Source organism: Paucibacter sp. KCTC 42545 (genome assembly GCF_001477625.1).
Taxonomy (GTDB): domain Bacteria; phylum Pseudomonadota; class Gammaproteobacteria; order Burkholderiales; family Burkholderiaceae_C; genus Paucibacter_A.
Window position 1 is genome coordinate 2,673,622 of record NZ_CP013692.1, and the last position, 23,339, is coordinate 2,696,960.

The following is a 23,339-nucleotide window of genomic DNA, read 5'->3' on the forward strand; positions in this document are numbered from 1 at the left end:
TCAAAGCCCGGCCAGCAAGCAACTGGCCTGCGCTTCGATGGCCAGGCCCTCACCCACGGGGCCCATCTTCTCGGCCGTCTTGGCCTTGACATTGATCTGGCCCACGTCCACCCCCAACACCTCCGCCAAGCGGCTGCGCATGGCAGCGATATGCGGCGCCATCTTGGGCGCTTGCGCCTTGATGGTGCTGTCGATATTGACGATCTGCCAGCCCGCCTCACGCACCCGGCGATAGGCCTCGGCCAGCAAGACCATGGAGTCGGCGCCCTTGAATTCGGCCGCCGTGTCGGGGAAGAGCTTGCCGATATCGCCCAGCGCTGCCGCGCCCAACAAAGCGTCGGTGATGGCATGGGCCAGGGCATCAGCGTCTGAATGACCCAGCAAGCCATGGCTGTGCGGGATCGTCACGCCGCCCAGAATCAAGGGCCGGCCCTCGACCAGGGCATGGGTGTCCCAGCCCTCACCGATACGAAAGGCCGGCAAGGCTGGGTGATTTGCATTGGGATTTGTGGCTTGTGCTGAGTCGCTCATGGTGCGTGCTTGAGCTCGGCATGAACCGAGCTTGGGTAGATATCGTCGATATGGACTGGCCTCGTGCGACGGCCCAGGGGCGCGCAGCTTAGCGCATGCTTCGCGCAGCAAAGCCATATTTGTGCGCTATCGTGGCGCCCTCTCATCATGCCACCGCCATGCTCACCCTCGCCCGCCCTCGCCCGCCATCAACCATGCGCACTCGACTGATCACGCCCTTGCTCTTGCTGTGCTGGGCCATCGGTGCGGCGCAGGCAGTGCATGCGGCTGAAAGCCCCGTGCAAGATCAGGCGCAGGCTTCGGCCACGCCGCAGGGGCGGCCCAAGATCGCCCTGGTGCTGTCAGGTGGCGGCGCGCGAGGCCTGGCGCATATCGGCGTGCTGCGCGTGCTGCAGGAATTGCGGGTGCCGGTGGACTTGGTGGTGGGCACCAGCATGGGCGCCCTGGTGGGCGGCGCGTTTGCGTCCGGGCGCAGTGTCGAGGAGTTGGAAAACTTTGTCAGAAGCGCCGACTGGAACGCGATTCTTTCAGACCGCCCTCCCCGCCAGGATTTGAGCTACCGCCGCCGCGAGGACGATCAGATGCTGCCCTCGCGCCTGGAGTTCGGCCTGGGTCGCGATGGCGTCAGCCTGCCGCCCGCAGCGGCCGGCAATAGCGGGCTGGAGTTCGCGCTGGAGCGCCTGGTCAGCAGCCAATATGCCGACCTGAATGTACAAAACCTGCCCCTGCCTTTTGAGGCCCTGGCCACCGATTTGTTGACCGGCGAGTTGGCCGACCTGAGCGGCACGCCGCTCTTCCTGGCCATGCGGGCCTCGATGGCGGTGCCTGGCTTTTTCTCTCCGGTGCGCATCAAAGGCCGGCTGATGGTGGACGGCGGCCTGGTGCGCAATATGGGCGTGGAAAGCGCCCGCGCCAAGGGGGCCGACATCATCATCGCCGTCGATGTGGGCACGCCGCTGGCCGAAGAGAAAGAGCTGGGCAGCGCCCTGGGCGTGGCCAATCAAATGCTGTCCATCCTGACCACGCAGAACTCGGCCCGCTCGGCCCGAACCCTGCGGCCCGAGGATGTGTTGATCGACCCCGATCTGGCAGGCCTGGGCTTTTTGGACTTCACCCGTGGCGAGCAAGCCATCGCCACCGGCGCACGCGCCGCCCGTGCCGCGCAGGAGCGCTTAAACGTCTTCTCGCTCAGCCCGGAGGCCTATGCCCAGGTCGAGCAAGCGCGCCGCCGGCCGCCCGCCGTGACCCCTGCCGCCCTGCCCCTGGCCGATGTCACGATCAAGGGCAGCAAGCGCGTCAACCCCGAGGTGATCAAGGCCGAGTTGGAACTGCAGCCCGGTCAGCCGGCCAGCCAGGCCGCCATCAACCAGGCGACCGTGGAGCTCTACGGGCGCGGCGATTTTGAGCGCATCGACACCCAGGTGATTGATCGCGACGGCCAGCGCCACATCACCGTCAATGTCAGCGAAGCCGATTGGGCGCACAGCCGCCTGCGCCTGGGCCTGGAGCTGAGCAGCAATTTCGCCGACGACAACAGCTTCAAGGTGGTGGCCTTGCACAACCTCTCCTGGCTCAATGCCTGGGGTGGTGAGCTGCGTACCTTTGCCAGCATCGGCAGCGAACGCAAGCTGGCCAGCAGCTTTCACCAGCCACTGGGCCTGGGCTCGGACTGGTATGTCGAGCCGACCTTGAGCTTCACCGGCACGCCCTGGGACCTCTTTGTGGACGGCCAGCGCAAGGCCCGCTTCAACACCAGCACCAGCAGCGCCGAGCTGGCCCTGGGCCGCCGACTGGGCCGCTGGGGCGATGTGCAGTTGGGTGCCAGCCGCTTCCGTGGCGATGCGGTTCTGCAAGTGCCGCAAAGCCGAGGCGACACGCCGATTCAGCAAAGCGGCAGCAGCTACTCGTTGCGCTTGCGCGCAGACACCCTCGACTCGCTGACCTTCCCGACCCGCGGCGTGCTGCTGGACATCGGCGCCACACGCACCCAGCTCGCGGGCAGTCAGGTCCACAGCGATGCGATTGGCTTTCAAGGCTTGGCGGCCTTCCGGGCGGATGAATGGGCGGGTCATGTCTGGGCTGAATACTCACACGCCAACCTTGGTTCGGCCACCTCGTTGGGCGGCTTTTTGCGGCTCTCCGGCAGCCCGGCGAGTTCGGTGTCCAACCAGAATGTGGGCCTGCTGCGCTTCGTCACGGCGCGCCGCATCGGCGCGATGCCGGTAGGCCTGGGTGAAGCGGTGCGTGGCGGCTTCTCGGTAGAGCTGGGCGCGGCCGTGCAAGACGGTCAGCGCATCGAGCTTGCAGACTTCAAACTCGCCGGCAGCTTGTTCGTCGCGGTGGATACCCGCTTGGGCCCCTTCTATCTGGGCGCCGGCAGCACCAAGGGCGGCGAGAGCGCCTTCTACCTGTTCCTGGGGCCAAGCTGGTAGGTGCCGAGCTCAGGCTAAAGCTCAGGATAGAGCTCAGGTCTTGCGCCTGAGCGCCGTCAGGCCCTTGAACTCCCAGGAGCGAAAGCCCAGCATGAGCGTGAAGCCGTCGCGCTCGCGCAGCGGCAGGCGCTGGTCGTTTTGATGCAGCTTGGCCAGCTCGGCAGCCAGTTGGCGAATCTTTTGCACCAGGTCCATGGCGCTGGCGTCCGACAAGCGCGCATTCACACACAGCAAGGCCTCGCCGGCGCCATCGAAGCGCCCGGCGAAGTAGTCATCCACCACCGCCTGGCGGAAGAAATGCTGCACCGGCCCGTCCGGCAGCCAGCGAAAAGCCACCGACACCCGCATGCGAAAGCGATTGCCCGGCTTCAACTCAATCAGCGCCAGCCGGTCCAGCTTGACCAGATAGCCGATGCATTCCGCCTCGCTGATGGCATAGGTCTCCACGATCTGCTCCAGGCTCCAATGGCCCAGGCAGCTGATCGCCACCAGCAGCAGCTTGGGGTCGGAAACCAGAGACTTCTCCTGCTCCAGCGTCAGGGTATCGGCGTGCGGCGTGTTGTCGGCCGCCTGGCGAAGTACATCTTCCATCGGCACGCCCACGGCCGCGCAGACCTGTGCCATCCGAGTCAGCGACATATCGCCTTGCGAAAACATGCGTTTGACGCTGGATTCGCTCAAGTCCAGCTTGGCGCCCAGGGCCTTGTAGGTCAGCCCGGCGGCGCGCATCTCGGCGCGCAAAACTTGCAGCAGTACTTCGGGCGAACTCATCGCTGACGCTCCTTCAATGACAGGGCTTCTTGGGTTCTCATGGTCTTGCCTCTTTCGCCGCCACGTCGGGCAAGGTAGCGAAAACTGCGCCTCTTCGCGGCGCATTGTGCTGCCTGGCACAAAGCATTGGCGCATGCGGCAAATTGCTTCAACACTGCGCCCGCTGTCACCTTCGCCAGCGCCGCTAAACCGGAGTGGCGCAGCCCCAGCGCGGGGCGCATCGCACGGCAGCCGCATCATCACTTCAGGAGTCTTCAATGCCGAAAGTCACCGAACTCAAGCCCGCGCCCTCGGTCCATCTCTTAACGCCGCTGGCCTGGCTGGCTGTGGGCTTGGCCGCCAGTTGCGGCGCCGCCCAAGCGCAACCCAGCGTCAGCCGTGAATCCAGCAGCTATGTGGGCGGCAATATCGGCCTGATCAACAACTACCGCTTGGACTGCAATGACGGCGCCACTTGCGAGCGCAATGGCAAGCTCAGCGGCAAGGTCTACATTGGCCACAGCGGCGAAATCCTGGGCGGCCTCGGTCTGGAGGCCATGGCCTTCAGCATCGGCAGCGCCAAGGGCAGCTTGCAGCGAGGCAGCGTCAACGAGGCCGGGTCTATCAAGCTAAGCGGCGTCGGGGCTTCGGTGGTGCGGCCTTGGGAGATGGGCGACTTTGGCGTCAAGGCTCGGCTGGGCGTTGGCTATGTGCGCGGCAGTGCCAGCTATGCGGCAGGCGGCACTCAAGCGCGCTGGAGCTTTCAGCCCTTGCTAGGCCTGGGCGGCAGCTATGCGCTCAGCAAGCAAATGACGCTCAACCTGGACTGGGATGCCTTTTCTGCCAGCTATGGCTCCGGCACCAGCCGCATGGGCATGTTGTCGGCCGGCATCAGCTTCAAATTCTGAGCCAACTGCGGCGCTGAACGCGCACCCGCTCGTTCGCTCGTTCGCTCGTTCGCTCGCCGATGAAGCGGACTACAGCTCAAAACGCTTGATCGCCTGCGGCACCCGAACGCAGGCAAAACGTAGGCCAACTTTGCGTTAGCTCAACAAGCGCCCGTGTACCCCTAATTTGAATGAAGCGCGCCGGACGGTTTTCGCGTCTCATTGACCTGGTTTGACAACTCGCTCCACTCCCGGAGCCCCATCACCGGGCAGGTCGGGCTTGCCCAACATCAGCACAGGAGTTCAGTCATCATGTCCAAAGATGTTCTTGTCTACCGTCCGCTCGCCCATGCCTTGGCATTGCTGGGAGCTTGCTCGGCCCTGAGCTTAGCGCCCATGGCGCAGGCCGCGCCCAATCTCGACTACAACGCTTACGCGCAGGTTTATGGATGGGTCAACACCAGTTTCACCAGCCCCGTGCTGGGGGATGGCAGTTTCAGCTTGAACGGCAAGTCCGACTATAAGAACAACTGGAAAGGCTCCGGCAATCTCAGCACCGGGGTGGCCGATGCCACCTTCACCATCGCAACTGGCCCGGGCGGCTTGGATCCCGTTTACGACATCGTCACCAGCGCCGGCAAGTACGGCATGGGCTATACCGGCCAAGCCGAATCTGCAGGCCTGAGCCTGCACACCAAAGTCAGCTCGCATCTCGAGGACAACACCGGCGCCCTGGTCCAGGGCAACCCCGTTGACCTCAGAAGCAACCTCACTGCCTATGCCCAGGCCAATTGGAGCCAACAATTTTTCATTGCTGCCACGGCGGCCCGCCCCACCGGCAGCTATGGTGCCATCCTGGTCTCGGCCAAGCTGGACGGCAACTTCCCGTCCCTTTCTGACCCCAGCGTCTACAACAGCGCCTGGGCGAATATGCAGATTGGCAGCACCTTCACCGACACGGCCGGGGTGAATTACACGAGCAATTTCGAGATCTACACCTCGTCCTCCGACCCCAACTGGACCGGCGCTAAGACTGTCTACAAAAAGCTCTTGTTTCAGTACGGCACGGTCTTCAATCTGAATGCCTACCAATACACTGGCGTCGGCAGCAACGGTAGCGCTGACTTCTTCAATACCGGCCGCATCAGCTCGATCGAACTGCCCTTCGGCGCCACCCTGGAGTCTGGCGCCCAGCAAGCTGGCTTAGGCAGCCTCGCGGCGCTTTACGGCACCGTGACCAACTCCGCCACGGTGGATGACATCAATACCAACTGGGACTTTGGCAACAACGGCGGCGGCTTCAACCCGCCGGTGCCGGAGCCGGCCAGTTCTGCCCTGCTGCTCGCAGGTCTGGGCGTGCTGGGCTTGCTGGCCAAACGGCAGCGGCGCCAGCGCTGAACTCAGCTAAGGAGTTGAGTCCTAAAGCCGGCGCATTGATGCACACCGTCAGCGCCGGCTTCACCTGCGACTCTTGAGCAAGGCCTCGGCCATCGCGAAGTCAGCCGGCCAAGTGACCTTGAAATTCTCCATCGGGCTCTCCACCAGCAAGGGTTGATGGCCCAAGGCCTCGATGGCGCTGGCCTCGTCGGTGATGCCCTCATTCAAGCTCGCCAAGGCCGGCCGCAGCAGGCCCAGGCGAAACATCTGTGGCGTCTGTGCGGCCCACTTTTCACGCCGGTCCACGGTGGCAGTGACGCGGCCTTGCGCCGAAGCTTTCAGCGTGTCTGCCAGCGGCAGCGCCAGCAGGCCGCCGACTTCGTCGTCCCAGCAAGCGGCGATCAAACGCTCCGCCCATTCCGGCCGCAAGAGGCAGCGCGCCGCATCGTGCACCAGCACCCAGTCGTGTGGCTGAGCACCGCGCGCCAGCAACTCGTTCAGGCCATTGGCGACGGTTTCGGCGCGGGTCTCGCCGCCCACCCTTGCCACCCAAGCGCGCTCGCCTGCGAACACAGGCACCGCCGACTCAAACTGATCATCCTGCGGCGACAGCACCACCAAGGTGGCGGCCAGTTGCGGCACCTGCGCCAGCGCGGCCAGGGTGTGGGCCATCATGGCCTGACCGGCCAGCGGCACATATTGTTTGGGGATGGTGGCTCCTGAACGGGCGCCGACACCGGCGGCGGGAACCAGGGCATAACACTGGGGCTGCAGGCCCATGGCATATGAAGTCATGGCGGGCATTTTAGGTGGCGCGCTAGTGCCAAGGCCTGCGCGTCACCGCCTCACATCAGGCAATAGTTCTGCGGCAGCAAAGGCTCAGGCAGCTCGGTCTCACCCAGCGCCGCGCGCATATCGATCTCGATGGCGCGGCAGATCGCATCCAGCGGCAAGTCATTGGGCAGCAGGCCAAAAGGCTCTTCGATCTCGTCACCCAGCGCGTCCAGGCCAAAGAAGGTGTAGGCCACGATGGCCACCACAAATGGCGTCATGAAGCCGATGCTGTCCACCAAGCCAAAGGGCAGCAAAAAGCAATAGAGGTAAGCCGTGCGGTGCAAGAGCAAGGTGTAGGAAAAGGGCAAGGGCGAACTCTTGATGCGCTCGCAAGAGGCAGCGGCCGCGGTGATGGCGGACAGGGTGTTGTCGATTTGGGCCGTCAGCACGGAATCGATACGCCCCTCCCTGCGGCACTGCTGCAGGTCGGCGCCCATGTTCATCATCAGGCTTGCCGCCTTGTTGGGCGCGCTTGCCAGGGCCTGCCATTCCTGAGGCTGCAACCAGGCTTGCACTTCGCCCTGCACGTCGGGCGTACCGCGCAGTTGGTGCTTCAAGGCCTGGGCATAGGCAATGCTGCGCTGGATCATGCGCACGCGCACATCGTCGCGCCCCGTCGCAGCTTGCGAGGCCCGTTCCGCATCCACAAAGTTCAAGACCTGCCGGGCCAGATTGCGACTGCGCAGCAGCAACTCGCCCCAGAGCTTGCGCGCTTCCCAATAGCGGTCGTAAGCCGCGTTATTGCGAAAGCCCAAAAAGATCGCCAGTGGCAGGCCGATCAGGGTGAAGGGAATGGTGGTCAGCGTGATCTTGTGGCTGAACAAAATTCCATGCGAAAGTGTCACCGCCACCGCGATCAGCACGTTGACGAACAGCACCGCGCGGATCTGGCGCAGCACCGAGCCACGCACGATCAGAAACAGGCGCAGGCCAGAGGGGCGGTCTCGAACAATCATTGCGGGTGGATTCTCAGCCCTGCCGCTTACATGCGGCCTTCACGCAGATAGCGCGTATGCCAGCTGAAGGCTTCATCCAGCAAATGCGGGGTGTGCAGACCCGGCGCACCTACGGCCGCGCGCCGCACATAGTCAAGCAGAGCGGGCTTGAAGTCGGGGTGCGCGCACTTCTCGATCACCACCTTGGCCCGCTCCTTGGGCGAGAGGCCGCGCAGATCGGCCAAGCCCTGCTCGGTGACGATGATCTGCACATCATGCTCGGTGTGATCCACATGCGAGACCATGGGCACGATGCAGGAAATGGCGCCGCCCTTGGCGACGGAAGGCGTCATGAAGATGGACATATAGGCATTGCGTGCGAAGTCGCCCGAGCCGCCAATGCCGTTCATGATGCTGCTGCCCATCACATGGGTGGAGTTGACGTTGCCGTAGATGTCGGCCTCGATCATGGCGTTCATCGCGATCAGGCCTAGGCGGCGAATGAGTTCGGGGTGATTGCTCATCTCCTGCGGGCGCAAGACGATGCGCTGGCGGAAGAATTCAATCTCGCGCTCAAACAAGGCCGCCGCATCGGGGCTCAGCGACAAGGCGGTGGCCGAGGCATAGGCCAACTTGCCGGACTTGAGCATGCTCAGCATGCCGTCTTGCAAGACCTCAGTGAAGGCGGTCAGATTCTCAAAGGGGCCTTTTTCTAAGCCGGCCAGCACCGCATTGGCGATATTGCCCACGCCGGACTGCAAGGGCAGCAAGTCAGGCGTCAAACGGCCCAGCTTCACCTCGTTCTGCAAGAACTCGATGATGTGGCCGGCAATCGCGTTGGACACCTCATCCGGCTCAGCGAAAACCGAGTTGCGATCGGGCTGATGCGTTTCCACCACTGCAATCACCTTGCTCAAATCGCAATGCAGATAAGGCTCACCGATATGGTCGCCCACCTGCACCAAGGGAATCGGCACGCGCTTGGGTGGCAGTTGGGTGCCGTAGTAGATGTCGTGCATGCCCTCCAGCCCGGCGTTTTGCAGGCTATTGACTTCCAGGATGATCTTGTCGGCCTGGTCAAGCCAGGTTTTGTTATTACCGATCGAGGTCGACGGCACCAAGCGGCCGTCAGGCAGGATGCCCGCCACCTCAATCACCGCCACATCCAGCTTGCCCAGGAAGCCGAACCACACATACTGGGCCACATGGCTGAGGTGGATATCGGTGTACTCCATCTGCCCGGCGTTGATCAGCTTGCGGCTGGTCGGGTCAGACTGATAGGGCAGGCGCATTTCCACACCGTTGACGCGAGCCAGGGCGCCGTCGAGCTCGGGCGCGGTGGAGGCACCGGTCCACAGGCCGATGCGGAAGGGCCGGCCTGCCGCATTCTCGCTGGCGATGCGCGCGGCCAGTGCCTGCGGGATGACCTTGGGGTAGCCGGCGCCGGTAAAGCCGCTCATGCCGACATTGGCCCCCGCGGGGATCAGGGCAGCCGCTTCTTCGGCCGACATCAGCCGCTGACGCAGGCTGTCGTTTTGCACACGGTTCAAATCAAGCATCGGTGAGAATCCAGCACTTTCAAAAAACAATCGAAGAACAACTCGACCAAGTCAGAAGAAGTTCCACAGTACGGCTGCCCGACAGCTTAGCCGAAGAATCGGCATCAATCAGGGTTTATACCGATCACTCGCCCGTCGACTGAGACAATGGCCACGCTTATTGGCAGACTTTTTCGCCCCTGCTGATCCGCCCTCCCCCCAAAGTTCCCTGCCACCACAAGATGCGCATCGAAGATATCCGCCAAGAACTGAGCGCCCTGGGTGCCAAGCCCCTGCATGTGCAGCGGGTGCTGCGCCAATGGGTGCGCGCCCTGCCCTTGACGGCGGGCCGGCGCCGGCCCGAGGACTTTCTGCCCCTGGCGGTGCGGGATGCATTGCCGGACTTGGACGCGCGCCTGCAAGGGCTGACCCGCTTGGTTTCCAGCCACCCCGGCGAGGACGGCTCGGCCCGTTTGCTGCTGGCCCTGCAGGATGGCATGACGGTGGAAAGCGTGCTCTTGCCGCGCGACGGCGTCTGCGTCTCCAGCCAGGTAGGCTGCGCCGTCGGCTGCTTGTTCTGCATGACCGGGCGCGATGGCCTGATCCGCCAAGTCAGCAGCGCCGAAATCATCGCCCAGGTGGCGCAGGCACGCAGTCAGCGGCCGGTCAAAAAGGTTGTGTTCATGGGCATGGGTGAGCCGGCGCACAACCTCGACAACGTGATGGAAGCCATCGAGCTGCTGGGTAGCGTGGGCAATATTGCGCACAAGAATCTGGTCTTCTCTACGGTGGGTGACCCGCGCGTGTTTGAGCGTCTGCACAGCCTGCCCACCGGCGCAGTGAAGCCGGCGCTAGCGCTATCGCTGCACACCAGCAAGGCGGACTTGCGCACGCAACTGCTGCCGCGCGCGCCGCGCCTCACGCCGGATGAACTGGTGACCTTGGGCGAACAATATGCCCGCGCCAGCGCCTACCCGATCCAGTACCAATGGACGCTGCTGGACGGGGTCAACGACGGGCCGGAGGAACTCGACGGCATCGTCGCGCTGCTGCGCGGCAAGTACGCGATTCTGAACATGATCCCCTACAACAGCATCCCCGACCTACCCTTCCAGCGCCCCAGCTGGGACAAGGCCCGCGCCATCGCGGCCGAGCTACACCGCCGCGGTGTGCTGACCAAGCTGCGCGACTCGGCCGGCCAGGATGTGGACGGTGGCTGCGGCCAGTTGCGCGCACGCGCTCAGGCGGGCGGCTTGCAGCCGGTCGTCATGCGCCAGCAGCCAAGGCGCTGAAGGCTTCGAAAAAAGACCCATCCCGCCACGCTCAGGGCTGAGCAGCCTGGCCGAGCAAAGCACGCCAAAGCTCAAGGCATGTAGATGATTCGCAAGCTGGCGTCAACCAGCGCCAGCGGCACAAAGCCCAGCGCCTCAGGATGGCGTTGCAAATGGCCTCTAACGCTTTCAGCGTCCCGCAATTCCAAAGGCGGGCGCAGCCGCCCACCGAACTGCTGGGCCGACCAGGCCGAGCGGTATTCGGCAGGTGCTTTGCGCAAGACGGCGCTGAAGAAATAATCCCGCTCCGGCCCCGCACTCATCAAAAGATTAGGCGCCGCGCCGCCGGCCAAAACCTGACGGCGTCCCATGAAGAGATCGGCCAAGGTATCGCGCTCTATCCCTTGGATCGCGCTGCGGTTGGAGACCACGACGGCGAGTGCCGGGCGGCTGTAGCGCGCGACGATTTGGCTCAAACCCCCAGACACGCGCAAGGCCTCAACCGCATCCAGCAGTACCTGCCCATTGACCGGGCTGTTCTTGGGCCAGGCGCAGTGGTAATTGCCAAGGCCAACGGGCGCACGCCAGGGCGCAATGCCGCTGAGCTCACCATTCTCAGCCGCCCAGCTGAGGCTTTGCTGGTTCAGCACGCCATAGGGGTGGCGCAGCAGCTGAATTTTCTTGAGCAGACGGTCTTCACTGATGACATCGTCCCGCTGCAAGCTGCCATCGACAAAGCGGGCGTCTAGCCGCGCATAGGGGTAGCCCTGCAAGGTACCGACCACGCTGCCACGCGCGAGTTGCTCCGCCTGATCCACCGGGCTGGCACTGGTGTGCCCCACCAGCAAGTCGGGCAAATCCAGCAGGGACGCACTCCAGCGGAAAAGCGCAGCATCGCGACTCAGGTTTGGGGCGGTGTGGCACACCAAATCCAGCTCACCCGCGGCGGCGGCGGCGTCAATTCTGGGCCGCGGCAGGAGTTGCGGCTCCAGCCTTAAGCGCAGCGCATCGGCAATGGCACGGTAGACCTCGAGATCGATGCCACGACTGGCTTGCGCATCTTGCCAAAACACAAAGGGCGGCTGTGCATTGGCAGCGATAGCTACGCGCAAGCGGCCTGAATCGGCAGCAGACACCAGTTGAGGCATCCCCGCAGCCAAGCTCACTCCCAGCCAGTACGCCGCCGTCTTGACGGCCGCCACGATGGTGCTTTTTGGGGTCAAGCGAGTCGTCGGCTTCATGGCGGCCTTAGAAGACAAAGTCCAGGCTGATCGTGCTCATATTGGCATGCCCGTCCCAGCTTTTTTGAAGTGGCGGCCCGAGCGGCGGCGCATTCAAGCTCAGTTCGGCCGCGCGGCCGGTGCTGCGATCGCGTGTTGCGGTCCAAAAATCCTGCTGGAACTTGAGCGCCCAATGCTCGCCCAAATCAAGCCGCACGCCGACTTGAATGACGCGCCGGTCAAAGGGGCTTTGCAAATAGGTATCCAAGGTCTTGAGACCTTGCACCAGCGCCGGTGGGCTATTGGGTACTGCCTGCAGGCCAAGCGGGCTTTCGCGGTAGGTGGTTTGGCCAACGCTGGCATAAGGCGTCCAGGCGCCGATGCGGCGGCTAGCTTGCACATACCATCCAGCCTGTTTGGCGACCAAGAGTGAATTGGAATCTCGCAGCGCGGCTTCGGCAGTGAGCGTCCAGTCATGGGCTTGCCAGACGAGGCCGAGGTAAGTCAAGCGACCCTCGCTGCTCAGGCTGGCGCGCGGCCCCAAGACCTCATTGCAATTGGCACAGCCCGGCGGCTTGAGCAAAGCGGCCGCACCGGAATTCGTCAAATCAACAGCGTAAGTGGACACACCAGCACGTAACTGCCAATCACCGCGGCGCCAATTGCCGACCAAGACGGTGGAGCGATTGATATCGATACTGCCGGAGCTGAGATCAACGCGGGCCGTGCCGCCGCCCAAGTCAAGGCTGAGCAGTCCGCCCAAAGCGTCGCCGGTCCAAGTGAGGTTTAAGCCGTCCACCGCAGCACCCGGGTTGATGCTGTACACGGTATTCATGGGCCGCAAGGCCGTCTGCGCATAGCCGACGTTACGGGTTTCGCTGACCAGGAAGAAGGGCAGGGTCTGTCGCCCCAGGCGCAGCGTCCATGCCGGGGCGGGCGACCAGCCGATATAGGCCCACTCGGTACGCGGACGCATACGCTTGGCAATATCGTCTTGCACCAACACTTGCATCACGGCTTCAAGCCGGTCGGCGACTTGCCAGCGCACTTGGCCGGCCAAGCGGGTGTCGCCATTCGTGCGCCAGTCACCATTGGACAAATTGGGCGTGCGGGGATCCGGCTTGACGCCAACCACGTCATCACCGCCGCGATAGGCGGCCAAGGTGCCGAAACCAGATAACTCGAAGCGCTGCGAGCCATCGTCCTGATCGTCCGCCACGGCCGCAAGCGGCAGGCTGAGCAACAAGCCACCGAAAAATTCCACTAATTGACTCAGCTTCATGAGGATTGATCTTATCGAAGCGCGCGCCTGCAAAGCCTGATATTTGCCCTTGCCTCGGCAGCAATAAGCAGCCAAAAGCCTGCCTAACCCAGCTAGATGGACCGAGACGGACCCGAAATAGCGGAACCTTCGCACAAACGTGCGGTTTGAGGCGCAAAAACCACCGGATTGAGGGGGGTGTTGACTATGACGGATTCGTTACATTGTCCACCCGTGCAGAGCTTTTGCACCGGAATCACTGCCACACAAATCAATTCGAGGGAATCCCTAGATGAATAAGACTGTTGCCAAGTCCTTGCTGCTCGCCGCCACCATCGCCGCAGCCGCCAGCGCACAAGCCAGCGTTGTCACGTTTGAAACCGCCACATCGCAGACTGGCGCACAAAACAGCGCCGCCGCCTATCGCGACGCCGTCAACGCTGCCATGAGCCAGCCCGGCGCCAAGTCGGCCGACGTGGCCCTGTTTGATGGCCTGAGCAACGGCAGCGTCTTCGGCGGCAGCAACTCCGACATCGCCTATCGCGTCACCGTCAACTTCGGCGTTGCCGCTGGCCAGGCTGGCAGCTGGGACCTGCGCGCAGGCGTGGACTTCGGCCGTGGCGGCGCAGTCTTCCTGGACGGCGTGGCCCTGGGCTTCAAGTCCAACGATATGTGGTGGAACACTGGCTACGGCGACAGCAGCCAAGTCTTTACCTTCGACAAAATCGCCATCGGCGCCGGCAACCACAAGCTGGAAATCTTCGGCCTGGAAAACTGCTGCGACGGTCAACAGCAATTCCAATTCGCCGCCAATGGCAGCGAGTTCAAGACCTTCGGCAAGACCGACGGCCTGAACATCACCTCGGCCGTGCCGGAACCCGGCAGCTACGCCCTGATGTTGGCCGGCCTGGGCGCCATGGGTGTGGTGGCTCGTCGTCGCAAGTCGAACGCAGCCTAAGCACGGGCAGGCCTAGCCCGGGTGTTTTGCGGGGTACGCGGGACGGGCGTGCGCACAAGGCGTGGCTGGATGGGCCGAGACGGCCGCAGCCAATGCCCATAGGCATTGGCGAGGAGTTGAGGCACAGCCGGCAAGCCCTGTGCCGCGCCAGCCTGCGTAGGCCCTGTCTGCCAAATTGGATCCGCGCTTAATCGGCAAAGTCCTTGCAGGCATCGGTGCTGTAGGTCAGCCTGGGCCGACCGCGTGAAACATCCGGGCTAGCCTGCCTACAATGAGCACAGCCCCTAGCCCCTCGCTCGGGGCTGTTCTCATTTGTGCGCCCGATATGCAGCTACCTCTGATTCAACCCGGCAAGAAGTTCACCCTCCCCCGCCCCACCGGTTCGGCCGATGCCATGCTGCTGGCGCGCTTTGCCCAGACGCAGATGGCAGCCGGGCGCATCACCGCCATCATCACGGCCGAGCCGGGTGATACGCAGCGCTTGGAAGATGAGCTCAAATTCTTTGCGCCCGACTTACGTGTGGCGGTCTTCCCGGACTGGGAGACCCTGCCCTACGACACTTTCTCGCCGCACCAGGACCTGATCTCCGAGCGCCTGGCCACGCTGTGGCGCTTGCTGCAATCGCAGGGCAAACCGGCCGACCAGCGCGAGGCCGATGTGGTGCTGCTGCCCGCCACCACCGCGCTGACCCGCTTGGCACCGCCGGCCTTTCTCGCGGCCACCACCTTCAACTTCAAGACCAAGCAGCGGCTCGATGAAGCCAGCCTGAAGTCGCAGCTGACTCTAGGCGGCTATACCCATGTCAGCCAGGTTGTCTCGCCGGGCGAATACGCCGTGCGCGGTGGGCTGATCGACCTCTTCCCCATGGGCTCGCTGGTGCCTTACCGGGTGGATCTGTTTGGTGACGAGGTGGACTCCATCCGCACCTTCGACCCTGACACCCAGCGCAGCCTCTACCCCGTGCCGCAAGTGCGCCTGCTGCCGGGCCGCGAGTTCCCGATGGACGAGGCGGCGCGCAAATCCTTCCGCGCCCGCTGGCGCGAGAAGATGGAGGGCGACCCGACCCGCTCGCGCATCTACAAAGACATCGATCAAGGCATCGCCACCGGCGGCATTGAGTATTTCCTGCCGGTCTTCTTCGAGCAGACCGCCACCATCTTCGACTTCCTGGGTGACAGCGCAGCGCTGGCCCTGCACGGCGAGATCGACGAAGCCCTGAACCGCTTCTGGACCGACACACGCGAGCGCCATCGCTTCTTGCAGCATGACCCCGAGCGGCCCATCCTGGCGCCGGAGGAAATCTTCCTGAAGGTGGAAGAGTTCTTTGCCATCACCCACAGCCATGCGGTGCTGGCCATTCGCGGCAATGAGCCGGTGGACTTCGCCCGCCCACTGCCCGATGTCAGCGTCGAGCGCGGCGCGCAAGAGCCGCTGGCCCGCCTGGCCGCGCACCTCAAGAGCACGCCGTACCGCGTGCTGCTGCTGGCCGAAAGCGAAGGCCGGCGCGAGAGCCTGCTGGAGCTGCTGCGCGACAACAAGATTGACCCACCCTCGGTGTCGGGCCTGGCTGAGTTCCTGGGCTCGCCGGAGAAGTTCGCCATTACCGCGGCGCCCCTGGCCGCGGGCTTCTTCTGGAACGAGCCCGGCGAAGGCGCGTCCGGGCGCCGGGCCGCCCCAAGCCCGGACAGCCCCCTCGGGGGGCAGGACGCCGAAGGCGGACATGGGGGCACGGTCATCCAGCTCTTCACCGAGACCGAGCTGTTTGCCACCACGCCCACCACCCGGCGGCGGCGCAAGCAAGAACAGGTCAGCGACGTCAATGCGCTGATCAAGGATCTGTCCGAGCTCAAGGTCGGCGACCCGGTGGTGCACAACAACCACGGCATCGGCCGCTACCAGGGCCTGATCAATATCGACATCGGCGATGGCGCGTCGGAGTTCCTGCACCTGGAATACGCCGACAAGGCCACGCTCTACGTGCCGGTGGCGCAGCTGCATCTGATCAGCCGCTACACCGGCGTCAGCGCCGAAGAAGCCCCCCTGCACCGCCTGGGTTCCGGGCAGTGGGAAAAAGCCAAGCGCAAGGCCGCCGAACAGGTGCGTGACACCGCAGCCGAGCTGCTCAATCTCTATGCCCGCCGCGCCGCGCGCGAAGGTCACGCTTTCCGCTACAGCGGCCCCGACTACGAGGCCTTTGCGGCCAGCTTTGGCTTCGAGGAAACCGCCGACCAGCGCGCCGCCATCCACGCCGTCATCCAGGACATGATCAGCCCTAAGCCCATGGACCGCCTGGTTTGCGGCGATGTCGGCTTCGGCAAGACCGAGGTCGCCCTGCGCGCGGCCTTTGTGGCGGTGATGGGCGGCAAGCAAGTCGCCATCCTGGCGCCCACCACGCTCTTGGCCGAGCAGCATTACCAAAACATCGCCGACCGCTTTGGCAAATGGCCGGTGCGGGTGGCCGAGATGAGCCGCTTCCGCAGCGCCAAGGAAATCAAGGCGGCGATGGCCGGCCTGGCCGACGGCACCATCGACATCGTCATCGGCACCCACAAGCTGCTCAGCCCCGAGGTCAAGTTCAACCGCCTGGGCCTGCTGGTGATCGACGAAGAACACCGTTTTGGCGTGCGCCACAAAGAGGCCATGAAGGCCATGCGCGCCGAGGTGGATGTGCTGACGCTGACCGCCACGCCCATCCCGCGGACGCTGGGCATGGCACTGGAAGGCCTGCGCGATCTGAGCGTGATTGCCACCGCGCCACAGCGCCGCCTGGCCATCAAGACCTTTGTGCGCAGCGAGACCAGCGGCACCATCCGCGAAGCCATGCTGCGCGAGTTGAAGCGCGGCGGCCAGGTCTACTTCCTGCACAACGAGGTCGAGACCATAGAGAACCGGCGCCAGAAGCTCGAAGAGCTGGTGCCCGAGGCCCGCATCATCATCGCCCACGGCCAGATGCCCGAGCGCGAGCTGGAGCGGGTGATGCGCGAGTTCGTCAGCGGCAAACACAATGTCTTGCTGTGCTCCACCATCATCGAGACCGGCATTGACGTGCCCAGCGCCAACACCATCATCATGGCGCGCGCCGACAAGTTCGGCCTGGCCCAGCTGCACCAACTGCGCGGCCGCGTCGGCCGCTCGCACCATCAGGCTTATGCCTATTTGCTGGTGCCCGATCTGGAGGGCCTGACCAAGCAAGCCGCCCAGCGCCTGGACGCGATTCAGGCCATGGAAGAACTGGGCTCGGGCTTCTACCTGGCCATGCACGATCTGGAGATCCGCGGCGCCGGCCAGATGCTGGGCGAGAACCAGAGCGGCAATATGATGGAAATCGGCTTCCAGCTCTACAACGAGATGTTGGCCGAGGCGGTGCGCTCGCTCAAGTCCGGCAAAGAGCCCGATCTGCTTTCGCCACTGGCCGCCACCACCGAGATCAATCTACACGCCCCCGCACTTTTGCCTGATGCCTATTGCGGCGATGTGCATCAGCGCCTCTCGCTTTACAAGCGCTTGGCCAGCGCCGAAAAGAGCGAGCAGATCGACAAGCTGCTGGAGGAAGTCACCGACCGCTTCGGCAAGCTGCCCGCGCAAGGCCAGACCCTGTTCGACACCCACCGCCTGCGCGTACTGGCCAAGCCCTACGGCGTGGCCAAGATCGATGCCGCACCGCTGGCCATGAATATCAACTTCCGCCCCAACCCGCCGATCGACGCCATGCGCGTGATTGAGTTGGTGCAGAAGAACCGCAATATCAAGCTGGTGGGCAATGACAAGCTGCGCATCGACAAGGCGCTCAGCGACCCCAAGGACCGGGCGCAAGCCATCCGCGAAGTGCTGCGCCTGCTCGGCCAACCGACCACGAAAAACTGAGATCACGCGAACATGACCTCTACCGACAACTCCGCCGCCCTGGTGATTCAAGGCTTCACGCCGCCGCTGCGCCTGGCCGATTTCAAATTGGCCGCCTTCGACATGGACTCGACTCTGATCAATATCGAGTGCATCGATGAGATCGCCGCCGCCGCGGGCAAAAAGGACGAGGTCGCCGCCATCACCGAAGCCGCAATGCGCGGCGAGATCACAGACTTCAAAGACAGCCTGCGCCGCCGCCTGGCCCTGCTGCAGGGCGTGCCCACCAGTGCGCTGCAAGAAGTGCTGCAAACGCGTTTGCAGTTCAACCCCGGCGCGCGTGAGCTGTGCGCGGCGCTCAAGGCCGCCGGCATCAAGCTGCTGCTGGTGTCGGGCGGCTTCACTTATTTCACCCGCCATGTCGCGGCCGAGCTGGGCATGGACTTTGTCCGCTCGAACGAGTTGGAAATTGTGAACGAGCGCCTGACCGGCGGCCTGATGCAGCAGGCTTGGGGAGATATCTGCGACGGCGAAGAAAAGCGCCGCATGCTGCTGCAATGCTGCGAACAAATCGGCTGCACGCCCGCGCAAGCCATGGCCGTGGGCGACGGCGCCAACGACCTGCCGATGATGGGCGCTGCCGGCCTCTCGGTGGCCTTCCACGCCAAGCCCAAGGTGCGCGCCCAGGCCATGGTGGCCATCAACCAAGGCGGCTTGGAGCAACTGCTGACTCTGCTCAGCGCCTGAAGCCTGGCCCGGCAGATCACGGACAATCACGCCATGCAAAACATTGATTTCGAACTGCGCGGTGAATTCATCACCCTGGACAGCCTGCTCAAGGCCACCGGCCTGGCCGAAAGCGGCGGCCGCGCCCGCATGATGGTGACCGAGGGCAAGATCGAGGTGGACGGCCAGCAAGAGCTGCGCAAGACCGCCAAGATCCGCCCCGGCCAAACCGTGGCCCTGCACGGCGTGCGCATCCACGTCAAAGCCGACCCCAGCCTGGAGTAGCCCCTGCGATGAGCGCCATCAGCTTTTCCACTTGCGACATCTGTGACCAGCACAAGAGCGACGAGAGCGGCCGCATGCGCGTGCTGCCCGGCAGCGCCTTCCGCAGCTATGGCGCCCTGCCCCGTTTTGCAGGCCCCATCAGCACGGTGAAATGCTTCGAGGACAACAGCCTGGTCAAGGCCGCGGTGGAAAGCGCGGGCCAAGGCCGCGTGCTGGTGGTGGACGGCGCGGGCTCACTGCGCCGCGCGCTGCTGGGCGGTAATTTGGCCGCTGCTGCGGCCAAGAATGGCTGGGCCGGCTTGGTGATTCATGGTGCCGTGCGTGACCTGGCCGAGTTAGCCCAGGCGCAAACCGGCATCTTCGCCCTGGGCCATGTGCCCATGCCCACCGACCGCAAAAACCAAGGCCAGGCCGACGTGGCCCTGCACATTCTGGGCGCCACGATTCAGCCCGGCGAATGGCTTTACGCCGACGAGGACGGCCTGCTGATTGCGGACCGCCCGCTGCATACGGCTTAAGCCGTTGAGCCAGCCGTAAAGCCGGCAAAAACCCGAGACTACGACAAACGCTTGAGCGCCGCCTCGCGGATGGCGCTGAGCGTGCTGCGGCTGGTCGAGACATCGCTGGACAAGCGCAGGTGCAGCAAGCAGGGGGTGCCCGCTGCCAGCGCCGCACGCAAGGCGGGTTCAAAGTCCTCGGTCATCTCGATGCGTTGCGAGGCCCAGCCATGGGCTTGGGCCAGCAAGCAGAAGTCCGGGTTGAACAAATCGCTGCCCGAAACCCGGCCCGGGTACTCGCGCTCCTGATGCATGCGGATGGTGCCGTAAGTGCCGTTATCCACCACCACGCACAGCAGCTTCTTGGCGCCATAGCCGGTGGCGGTGGCGAGTTCCTGGCCGTTCATCAGGAAGTCGCCATCACCGGCGATATTGACCACCCAGCGCTCGGGCTCCAGCAAACTGGCCGCCACCGCCGCCGGCAGGCCATAGCCCATCGCGCCACTGGTGGGGGCAAGCTGGGTACGGCCATGCTGCTGCAGGCCCGGATACTGGTGAAAGCGATGCAGCCAGCCGCTGTAATTGCCGGCGCCGTTGGTGAACACCGTGCCCTCGGGGCAGAGCCGGCTTAAGCTCTTGACCACCTCGGCCATGTCCAGCGGGCTGACCGGCTGCGGCAGCAGATTGGCCTGATAGTCGGCATTGGCGGCCCGCGTCCAGTCGGTCCACTTGCACTGCTCTGGCGCGGCCAATGTCGCCAAGGCCTGGGCCGCGCAGGACATGCTGGCGTTGATCATCAAATCGGCCGCGTAAACCCGGCCCAACTCTTCCGCCCCGGCGTGGATATGCACCAGGCTTTGCGCCGGGCGCGGCGCCTGCAGCAAGGTGTAGCCACCGGTGGTCATCTCGCCCAAGCGCGGGCCGATGGCGATGATGAGGTCAGCGTCCTTGACGCGCTGGGCCAGCTTCGGATTGATGCCAATGCCCACATCACCCGCGTACTGCGGATGGCGGTTGTCGAACAAATCCTGGAAGCGAAAGGCACAACCCACCGGCAGGCCCCAGGCCTCGGCGAAGCGCTGCAGCGCCGTGCAACTCTCGGGCGTCCAGCCACCGCCGCCGGCGATCACCAGCGGCCGCTCGGCCGCCAGCAAGCGGCTGCGCAAATCGCTCAGCGCCGCCGGGGTAGGCCAGGCTTGGGCAGCCTGCGCCAGAGGCAAGACCGGGGCGCTGGTCAGCGTGGTCAACATATCCTCAGGCAGCACCAACACCACCGGGCCGGGCCGGCCTTGCAAAGCCGTATGGAAGGCACGGGCCACATACTCGGGCAGGCGGTCGGCGTCATGCACCTCGCCAACCCATTTGGCAAAACCCAGGGTGCCGGGGCCGAACATCTGGCGGTAGTCAACTTCCTGAAACGCCTCGCGGTCGCGCTGGTCGCTGGCCACTTGGCCGATAAACAAAATCATCGGCGTGGAATCTTGAAACGCCGTGTGCAAGCCGATGCTGGCATTGGTCGCACCTGGGCCGCGCGTCACAAAACAAATGCCCGGCCGACCGCTCAATTTGCCCTGTGCCTCGGCCATGAAGGCAGCCCCGCCCTCTTGGCGACAGGCGATGAAGCGGATCTTCTCGCGGTGCTCATGAAAGCCATCCAGCACGGCCAGATAGCTTTCGCCCGGCACGCCGAATACGGTGTCTACGCCTTGCTCAATCAAGGCCTCGACCAGCACGTGGCCGGCCATGCGTTTTGCTTGTGGGGTCGTCGTCATGCTGCGGACTGTAAAGCCTTCTTGGGTCGTGCCAGTTGAACCAGATTGGCCGCGGCGATGGCCAGCAACAAGGCCAGCGCCGCACCCATGAATACCGCGCCAGGGTGACCCTTGTCCATCATGGCGCCGAAGATGGGCGCGGCCAGGGCGAAGCCCAAGTCCAAGCCCGAATACACCGTGCCGTAGACCCGGCCGGTGGCGCCGGGCGGCGCGGCGCGCTTGATCAACATATCGCGAGACGGACCGGCCAAGCCGGTGCCAAAACCGGCCAGGGCGACCACCGTGGCCGCCAGCATCGGCGGCACCCAACCGCTGGCGGCCAGGGCCAGCAAGGCTGCACCCAGCGCCAGCGCGATGGCGATATTGCGCTCCAGGCTGGCCGAGCGCGCGACCCAGAAGCCGCCAATCACCATGCCCACCGCGCCGCACAACATATAGCCGGTGACGACAAAGGCCGTGGCCTCAGAGGCCAGGCCGTAAAGCTGGCTCAGGGCCGGGCTGGCGAAGCTCTGAATCGCCGTCAGCGCCGTCGTACCGAAGAAGAAAAACGAGAAGCACAGCCACACCGAAGGCAGGCGCAAAAAAGCCATCGGGTGTTCGTCTTTGACGGGCGTGGCCCCTGCCTTGTCATGCGACCAGCTGCCCTGGGTGTCGTCAATGGCGGCGCGCTTGAACCACAGCAGGGCAATCACAGCCAAGGCCGCCAGCGCAGTGCCCAGATAGGCATAACGCCAATTGCCGCTGAGCTGCGCCAAGCCGATCAAAAACACGGGTGCGAGCGCCCAGCCCAGATTGCCGGTGATGCCATGCACCGAGAAGGCGTGGCCCAGGCGAGCGGGCGACACGCGTTTGTTGAGGATGGTGAAGTCCACCGGGTGAAAGGGCGCATTGCCCAGGCCGGCCAAGGCGGCGGCCACCAACAAACCGCCAAAACCGGTGGCCAGGCCGGCCGCCAATGAGGCCAGCACAAAACAAGACAGCGCCGCGAACAGCACCGGGCGCGCGCCGGTGCGATCCACCAGAAAGCCGGCCATGGCTTGGCCCAAGCCGGAGATGATGAAAAAGGTGCTGACCAGCAAACCGAGTTCGGCATAGCTCAGCCCAAATTCGCGGATGAAGACCGGGAACAGCGGCGGCAGCAACATGTGGAAGAAGTGCGAGCAGCCATGCGCCAGCCCAATCAGGCTGATGGTGGCGATGTCGCGGCGGGCTTGGGTGGTTTCGGCCGCAAGCGGCAGGCTGGCTGAAGTCATGTCCGCACTTTAGGCGCCCGAGGCACGGCCGAGTTACGATAGCTCGCCAAAATCTATCGAATTTCAGCCACCGATGTCCACGCCCAAGCCCACGCCACCTGCACGGCCGCGCCCGAGCAAGGCCCGCACCAGCCTGCCGCCGCTGGACCCGCAGCGCTTCGCGCCTTGCGCCCTGCGGCCAGTCCGCGCCAAGGCGCGGGTGCTGGAAAGCGATGTGGACATCCAAGCTCACCAGCATGACTGGGGCCAGCTGGTGTTTTCGATCAGCGGCGTGGTGCGCGTCAGCACCGAGCGGGCCACGTTCTTGGTGCCGCCCTCGCGGGCGGTGTGGATACCGCCCCAGGTGGAACACGCGGTCACGCCGGTGGAAAGGGTGGATCTGCGCACGCTCTATCTGCACCAATGTCCCGGCCGCATCGGCCCGGGCCTGTCCGGCAGCGCGGCAGCGGCTTGGGCGGACAGCCGGGTGCTGGAGGTCTCGCCCCTGCTGCGCGAACTGGTCCTGCAACTGGCCGAGGTGCGTGAAAGCGATAGCAGCAAGCGCGAGCTGTGGTTGGCCAATCTGATCGAGGATGAGTTGCGCCGCGCCAGCAGCCTACGCCTGGGCGTGAACCTGCCGCAAGACAAACGCCTACGCCGCTTTTGCGAAGCCATGCTGCACGAGCCTCTGCGCCATGCCGACCTGGCCGGCTGGGCCGCCGAGGTCGGCGCCAGCACACGCACCCTCTCACGCCTGTTCCGGCAAGAGTTGGGCAGCAGCTATGCGCAATGGCGCCAGCAAGCCTTGCTGGCCCATGCCCTGACCCTGGCGGCACGCAAGCGGCCGATGAACCTGATCGCCGCCGAGCTGGGCTACGCCAGCGCCAGCGCCTTCAGCGCCATGGTCACCCGCACCGTGGGCATGCCGCCAAGCCGTTTTTTTGCCGAGGCCTGAAGCCTTTGTCTCCCAGCAAAGACCGGGGCCTCAG

The 23,339-nt window shown here is 64.3% G+C and carries 19 protein-coding genes; 10 read left to right on the forward strand and 9 right to left on the reverse strand.

Going from position 1 to position 23,339, the window contains the following annotated elements:
• A complete protein-coding gene (gene ispF, locus AT984_RS11625; RefSeq protein ID WP_058720230.1) occupies positions 1-531 on the reverse strand; it encodes a 2-C-methyl-D-erythritol 2,4-cyclodiphosphate synthase in 531 nt (176 codons plus the stop codon).
• Between the two features lie 194 nt (positions 532-725).
• Between ispF and AT984_RS11630 the strand changes: the two genes are divergently transcribed.
• Positions 726-2,963, forward strand: a complete 2,238-nt coding sequence (locus tag AT984_RS11630; protein WP_058720231.1) for a patatin-like phospholipase family protein — start codon at positions 726-728, stop codon at positions 2,961-2,963.
• A gap of 33 nt (positions 2,964-2,996) precedes the next feature.
• On the opposite strand, the gene AT984_RS11635 is transcribed toward AT984_RS11630, so the two are convergent.
• Positions 2,997-3,734 (reverse strand): helix-turn-helix domain-containing protein, encoded by a 738-nt coding sequence (locus AT984_RS11635; protein ID WP_058720232.1) that lies wholly within the window; start codon positions 3,732-3,734, stop codon positions 2,997-2,999.
• A gap of 257 nt (positions 3,735-3,991) precedes the next feature.
• Here AT984_RS11635 and AT984_RS11640 point away from each other — a divergent pair, with 257 nt between their 5' ends.
• Together AT984_RS11640 and AT984_RS11645 are read left to right on the forward strand one after the other, a co-directional pair.
• Positions 3,992-4,621 (forward strand): outer membrane beta-barrel protein, encoded by a 630-nt coding sequence (locus tag AT984_RS11640; protein ID WP_058720233.1) that lies wholly within the window; start codon positions 3,992-3,994, stop codon positions 4,619-4,621.
• A 291-nt stretch (positions 4,622-4,912) separates the two neighbouring features.
• On the forward strand, positions 4,913-5,998 hold the full coding sequence (locus AT984_RS11645; protein ID WP_082679978.1) for a PEP-CTERM sorting domain-containing protein: 1,086 nt from the start codon (positions 4,913-4,915) through the stop codon (positions 5,996-5,998).
• A 60-nt stretch (positions 5,999-6,058) separates the two neighbouring features.
• On the opposite strand, the gene ispD is transcribed toward AT984_RS11645, so the two are convergent.
• From ispD to AT984_RS11660, 3 genes are read right to left on the reverse strand one after another with little or no spacing between them, the layout of a single operon-like run.
• On the reverse strand, positions 6,059-6,772 hold the full coding sequence (gene ispD / locus AT984_RS11650; protein ID WP_231741407.1) for a 2-C-methyl-D-erythritol 4-phosphate cytidylyltransferase: 714 nt from the start codon (positions 6,770-6,772) through the stop codon (positions 6,059-6,061).
• A 50-nt stretch (positions 6,773-6,822) separates the two neighbouring features.
• Complete coding sequence (locus AT984_RS11655) at positions 6,823-7,767, reverse strand: bestrophin family protein (RefSeq protein ID WP_058720236.1); 945 nt, start codon at positions 7,765-7,767, stop codon at positions 6,823-6,825.
• 26 nt (positions 7,768-7,793) lie between these two features.
• Positions 7,794-9,305, reverse strand: a complete 1,512-nt coding sequence (locus tag AT984_RS11660; protein WP_058720237.1) for an acetyl-CoA hydrolase/transferase family protein — start codon at positions 9,303-9,305, stop codon at positions 7,794-7,796.
• 221 nt (positions 9,306-9,526) lie between these two features.
• Between AT984_RS11660 and AT984_RS11665 the strand changes: the two genes are divergently transcribed.
• A complete protein-coding gene (locus tag AT984_RS11665) occupies positions 9,527-10,576 on the forward strand; it encodes an RNA methyltransferase (RefSeq protein WP_058720238.1) in 1,050 nt (349 codons plus the stop codon).
• 71 nt (positions 10,577-10,647) lie between these two features.
• Here the strand turns inward: AT984_RS11665 and AT984_RS11670 are convergent, their stop codons facing one another.
• Both AT984_RS11670 and AT984_RS11675 read right to left on the reverse strand, forming a co-directional pair.
• The gene (locus AT984_RS11670; protein WP_082679979.1) at positions 10,648-11,796 is read right to left on the reverse strand and encodes a substrate-binding periplasmic protein; all 1,149 of its coding nucleotides are present in this window, start codon (positions 11,794-11,796) and stop codon (positions 10,648-10,650) included.
• Positions 11,797-11,803: 7 nt separating this feature from the next.
• Entirely contained in the window at positions 11,804-13,057 is a 1,254-nt protein-coding gene (locus tag AT984_RS11675) for a hypothetical protein (protein WP_058720240.1), read from the reverse strand.
• 271 nt (positions 13,058-13,328) lie between these two features.
• On the opposite strand from AT984_RS11675, the gene AT984_RS11680 reads away from it, so the two are divergent.
• The 5 genes from AT984_RS11680 (at position 13,329) to rraA (ending at position 19,367) form a co-directional block, all read left to right on the forward strand.
• Entirely contained in the window at positions 13,329-13,994 is a 666-nt protein-coding gene (locus AT984_RS11680; RefSeq protein ID WP_058720241.1) for a CCXG family PEP-CTERM protein, read from the forward strand.
• Positions 13,995-14,319: 325 nt separating this feature from the next.
• Entirely contained in the window at positions 14,320-17,859 is a 3,540-nt protein-coding gene (gene mfd, locus AT984_RS11685) for a transcription-repair coupling factor (protein ID WP_058720242.1), read from the forward strand.
• A gap of 12 nt (positions 17,860-17,871) precedes the next feature.
• The gene (serB, locus tag AT984_RS11690; RefSeq protein WP_058720243.1) at positions 17,872-18,585 is read left to right on the forward strand and encodes a phosphoserine phosphatase SerB; all 714 of its coding nucleotides are present in this window, start codon (positions 17,872-17,874) and stop codon (positions 18,583-18,585) included.
• 33 nt (positions 18,586-18,618) lie between these two features.
• Positions 18,619-18,849 (forward strand): RNA-binding S4 domain-containing protein, encoded by a 231-nt coding sequence (locus tag AT984_RS11695; protein ID WP_058720244.1) that lies wholly within the window; start codon positions 18,619-18,621, stop codon positions 18,847-18,849.
• 8 nt (positions 18,850-18,857) lie between these two features.
• Positions 18,858-19,367 (forward strand): ribonuclease E activity regulator RraA, encoded by a 510-nt coding sequence (gene rraA, locus AT984_RS11700; RefSeq protein ID WP_058720245.1) that lies wholly within the window; start codon positions 18,858-18,860, stop codon positions 19,365-19,367.
• A gap of 38 nt (positions 19,368-19,405) precedes the next feature.
• Here rraA and AT984_RS11705 read toward each other — a convergent pair whose 3' ends face one another.
• Positions 19,406-21,118: a thiamine pyrophosphate-binding protein gene (locus AT984_RS11705; RefSeq protein ID WP_058720246.1), complete on the reverse strand. Its 1,713-nt coding sequence runs from the start codon at positions 21,116-21,118 to the stop codon at positions 19,406-19,408.
• On the reverse strand, positions 21,115-22,371 hold the full coding sequence (locus AT984_RS11710) for an MFS transporter (protein WP_156422000.1): 1,257 nt from the start codon (positions 22,369-22,371) through the stop codon (positions 21,115-21,117). Before AT984_RS11710 ends, AT984_RS11705 begins: the two co-directional genes overlap by 4 nt.
• A gap of 73 nt (positions 22,372-22,444) precedes the next feature.
• Between AT984_RS11710 and AT984_RS11715 the strand changes: the two genes are divergently transcribed.
• Complete coding sequence (locus tag AT984_RS11715; protein WP_058720247.1) at positions 22,445-23,305, forward strand: AraC family transcriptional regulator; 861 nt, start codon at positions 22,445-22,447, stop codon at positions 23,303-23,305.
• Positions 23,306-23,339 lie beyond the last annotated feature (34 nt).

Excerpts from the sequence above, each read along its gene's own strand:
- AT984_RS11635 (WP_058720232.1), bottom strand. The coding sequence starts at position 3,734 with ATGAGTTCGCCCGAAGTACTGCTGCAAGTTTTGCGCGCCGAGATGCGC.
- AT984_RS11630 (WP_058720231.1), top strand. The coding sequence starts at position 726 with ATGCGCACTCGACTGATCACGCCCTTGCTCTTGCTGTGCTGGGCCATC.
- AT984_RS11645 (WP_082679978.1), top strand. The coding sequence starts at position 4,913 with ATGTCCAAAGATGTTCTTGTCTACCGTCCGCTCGCCCATGCCTTGGCA.
- AT984_RS11665 (WP_058720238.1), top strand. The coding sequence starts at position 9,527 with ATGCGCATCGAAGATATCCGCCAAGAACTGAGCGCCCTGGGTGCCAAG.
- AT984_RS11715 (WP_058720247.1), top strand. The coding sequence starts at position 22,445 with ATGTCCACGCCCAAGCCCACGCCACCTGCACGGCCGCGCCCGAGCAAG.
- serB (WP_058720243.1), top strand. The coding sequence starts at position 17,872 with ATGACCTCTACCGACAACTCCGCCGCCCTGGTGATTCAAGGCTTCACG.
- AT984_RS11675 (WP_058720240.1), bottom strand. The coding sequence starts at position 13,057 with ATGAAGCTGAGTCAATTAGTGGAATTTTTCGGTGGCTTGTTGCTCAGC.
- AT984_RS11705 (WP_058720246.1), bottom strand. The coding sequence starts at position 21,118 with ATGACGACGACCCCACAAGCAAAACGCATGGCCGGCCACGTGCTGGTC.
- AT984_RS11670 (WP_082679979.1), bottom strand. The coding sequence starts at position 11,796 with ATGAAGCCGACGACTCGCTTGACCCCAAAAAGCACCATCGTGGCGGCC.
- mfd (WP_058720242.1), top strand. The coding sequence starts at position 14,320 with ATGCAGCTACCTCTGATTCAACCCGGCAAGAAGTTCACCCTCCCCCGC.
- AT984_RS11640 (WP_058720233.1), top strand. The coding sequence starts at position 3,992 with ATGCCGAAAGTCACCGAACTCAAGCCCGCGCCCTCGGTCCATCTCTTA.
- ispF (WP_058720230.1), bottom strand. The coding sequence starts at position 531 with ATGAGCGACTCAGCACAAGCCACAAATCCCAATGCAAATCACCCAGCC.
- AT984_RS11710 (WP_156422000.1), bottom strand. The coding sequence starts at position 22,371 with ATGACTTCAGCCAGCCTGCCGCTTGCGGCCGAAACCACCCAAGCCCGC.
- ispD (WP_231741407.1), bottom strand. The coding sequence starts at position 6,772 with ATGACTTCATATGCCATGGGCCTGCAGCCCCAGTGTTATGCCCTGGTT.
- AT984_RS11695 (WP_058720244.1), top strand. The coding sequence starts at position 18,619 with ATGCAAAACATTGATTTCGAACTGCGCGGTGAATTCATCACCCTGGAC.
- AT984_RS11660 (WP_058720237.1), bottom strand. The coding sequence starts at position 9,305 with ATGCTTGATTTGAACCGTGTGCAAAACGACAGCCTGCGTCAGCGGCTG.
- AT984_RS11680 (WP_058720241.1), top strand. The coding sequence starts at position 13,329 with ATGAATAAGACTGTTGCCAAGTCCTTGCTGCTCGCCGCCACCATCGCC.
- AT984_RS11655 (WP_058720236.1), bottom strand. The coding sequence starts at position 7,767 with ATGATTGTTCGAGACCGCCCCTCTGGCCTGCGCCTGTTTCTGATCGTG.
- rraA (WP_058720245.1), top strand. The coding sequence starts at position 18,858 with ATGAGCGCCATCAGCTTTTCCACTTGCGACATCTGTGACCAGCACAAG.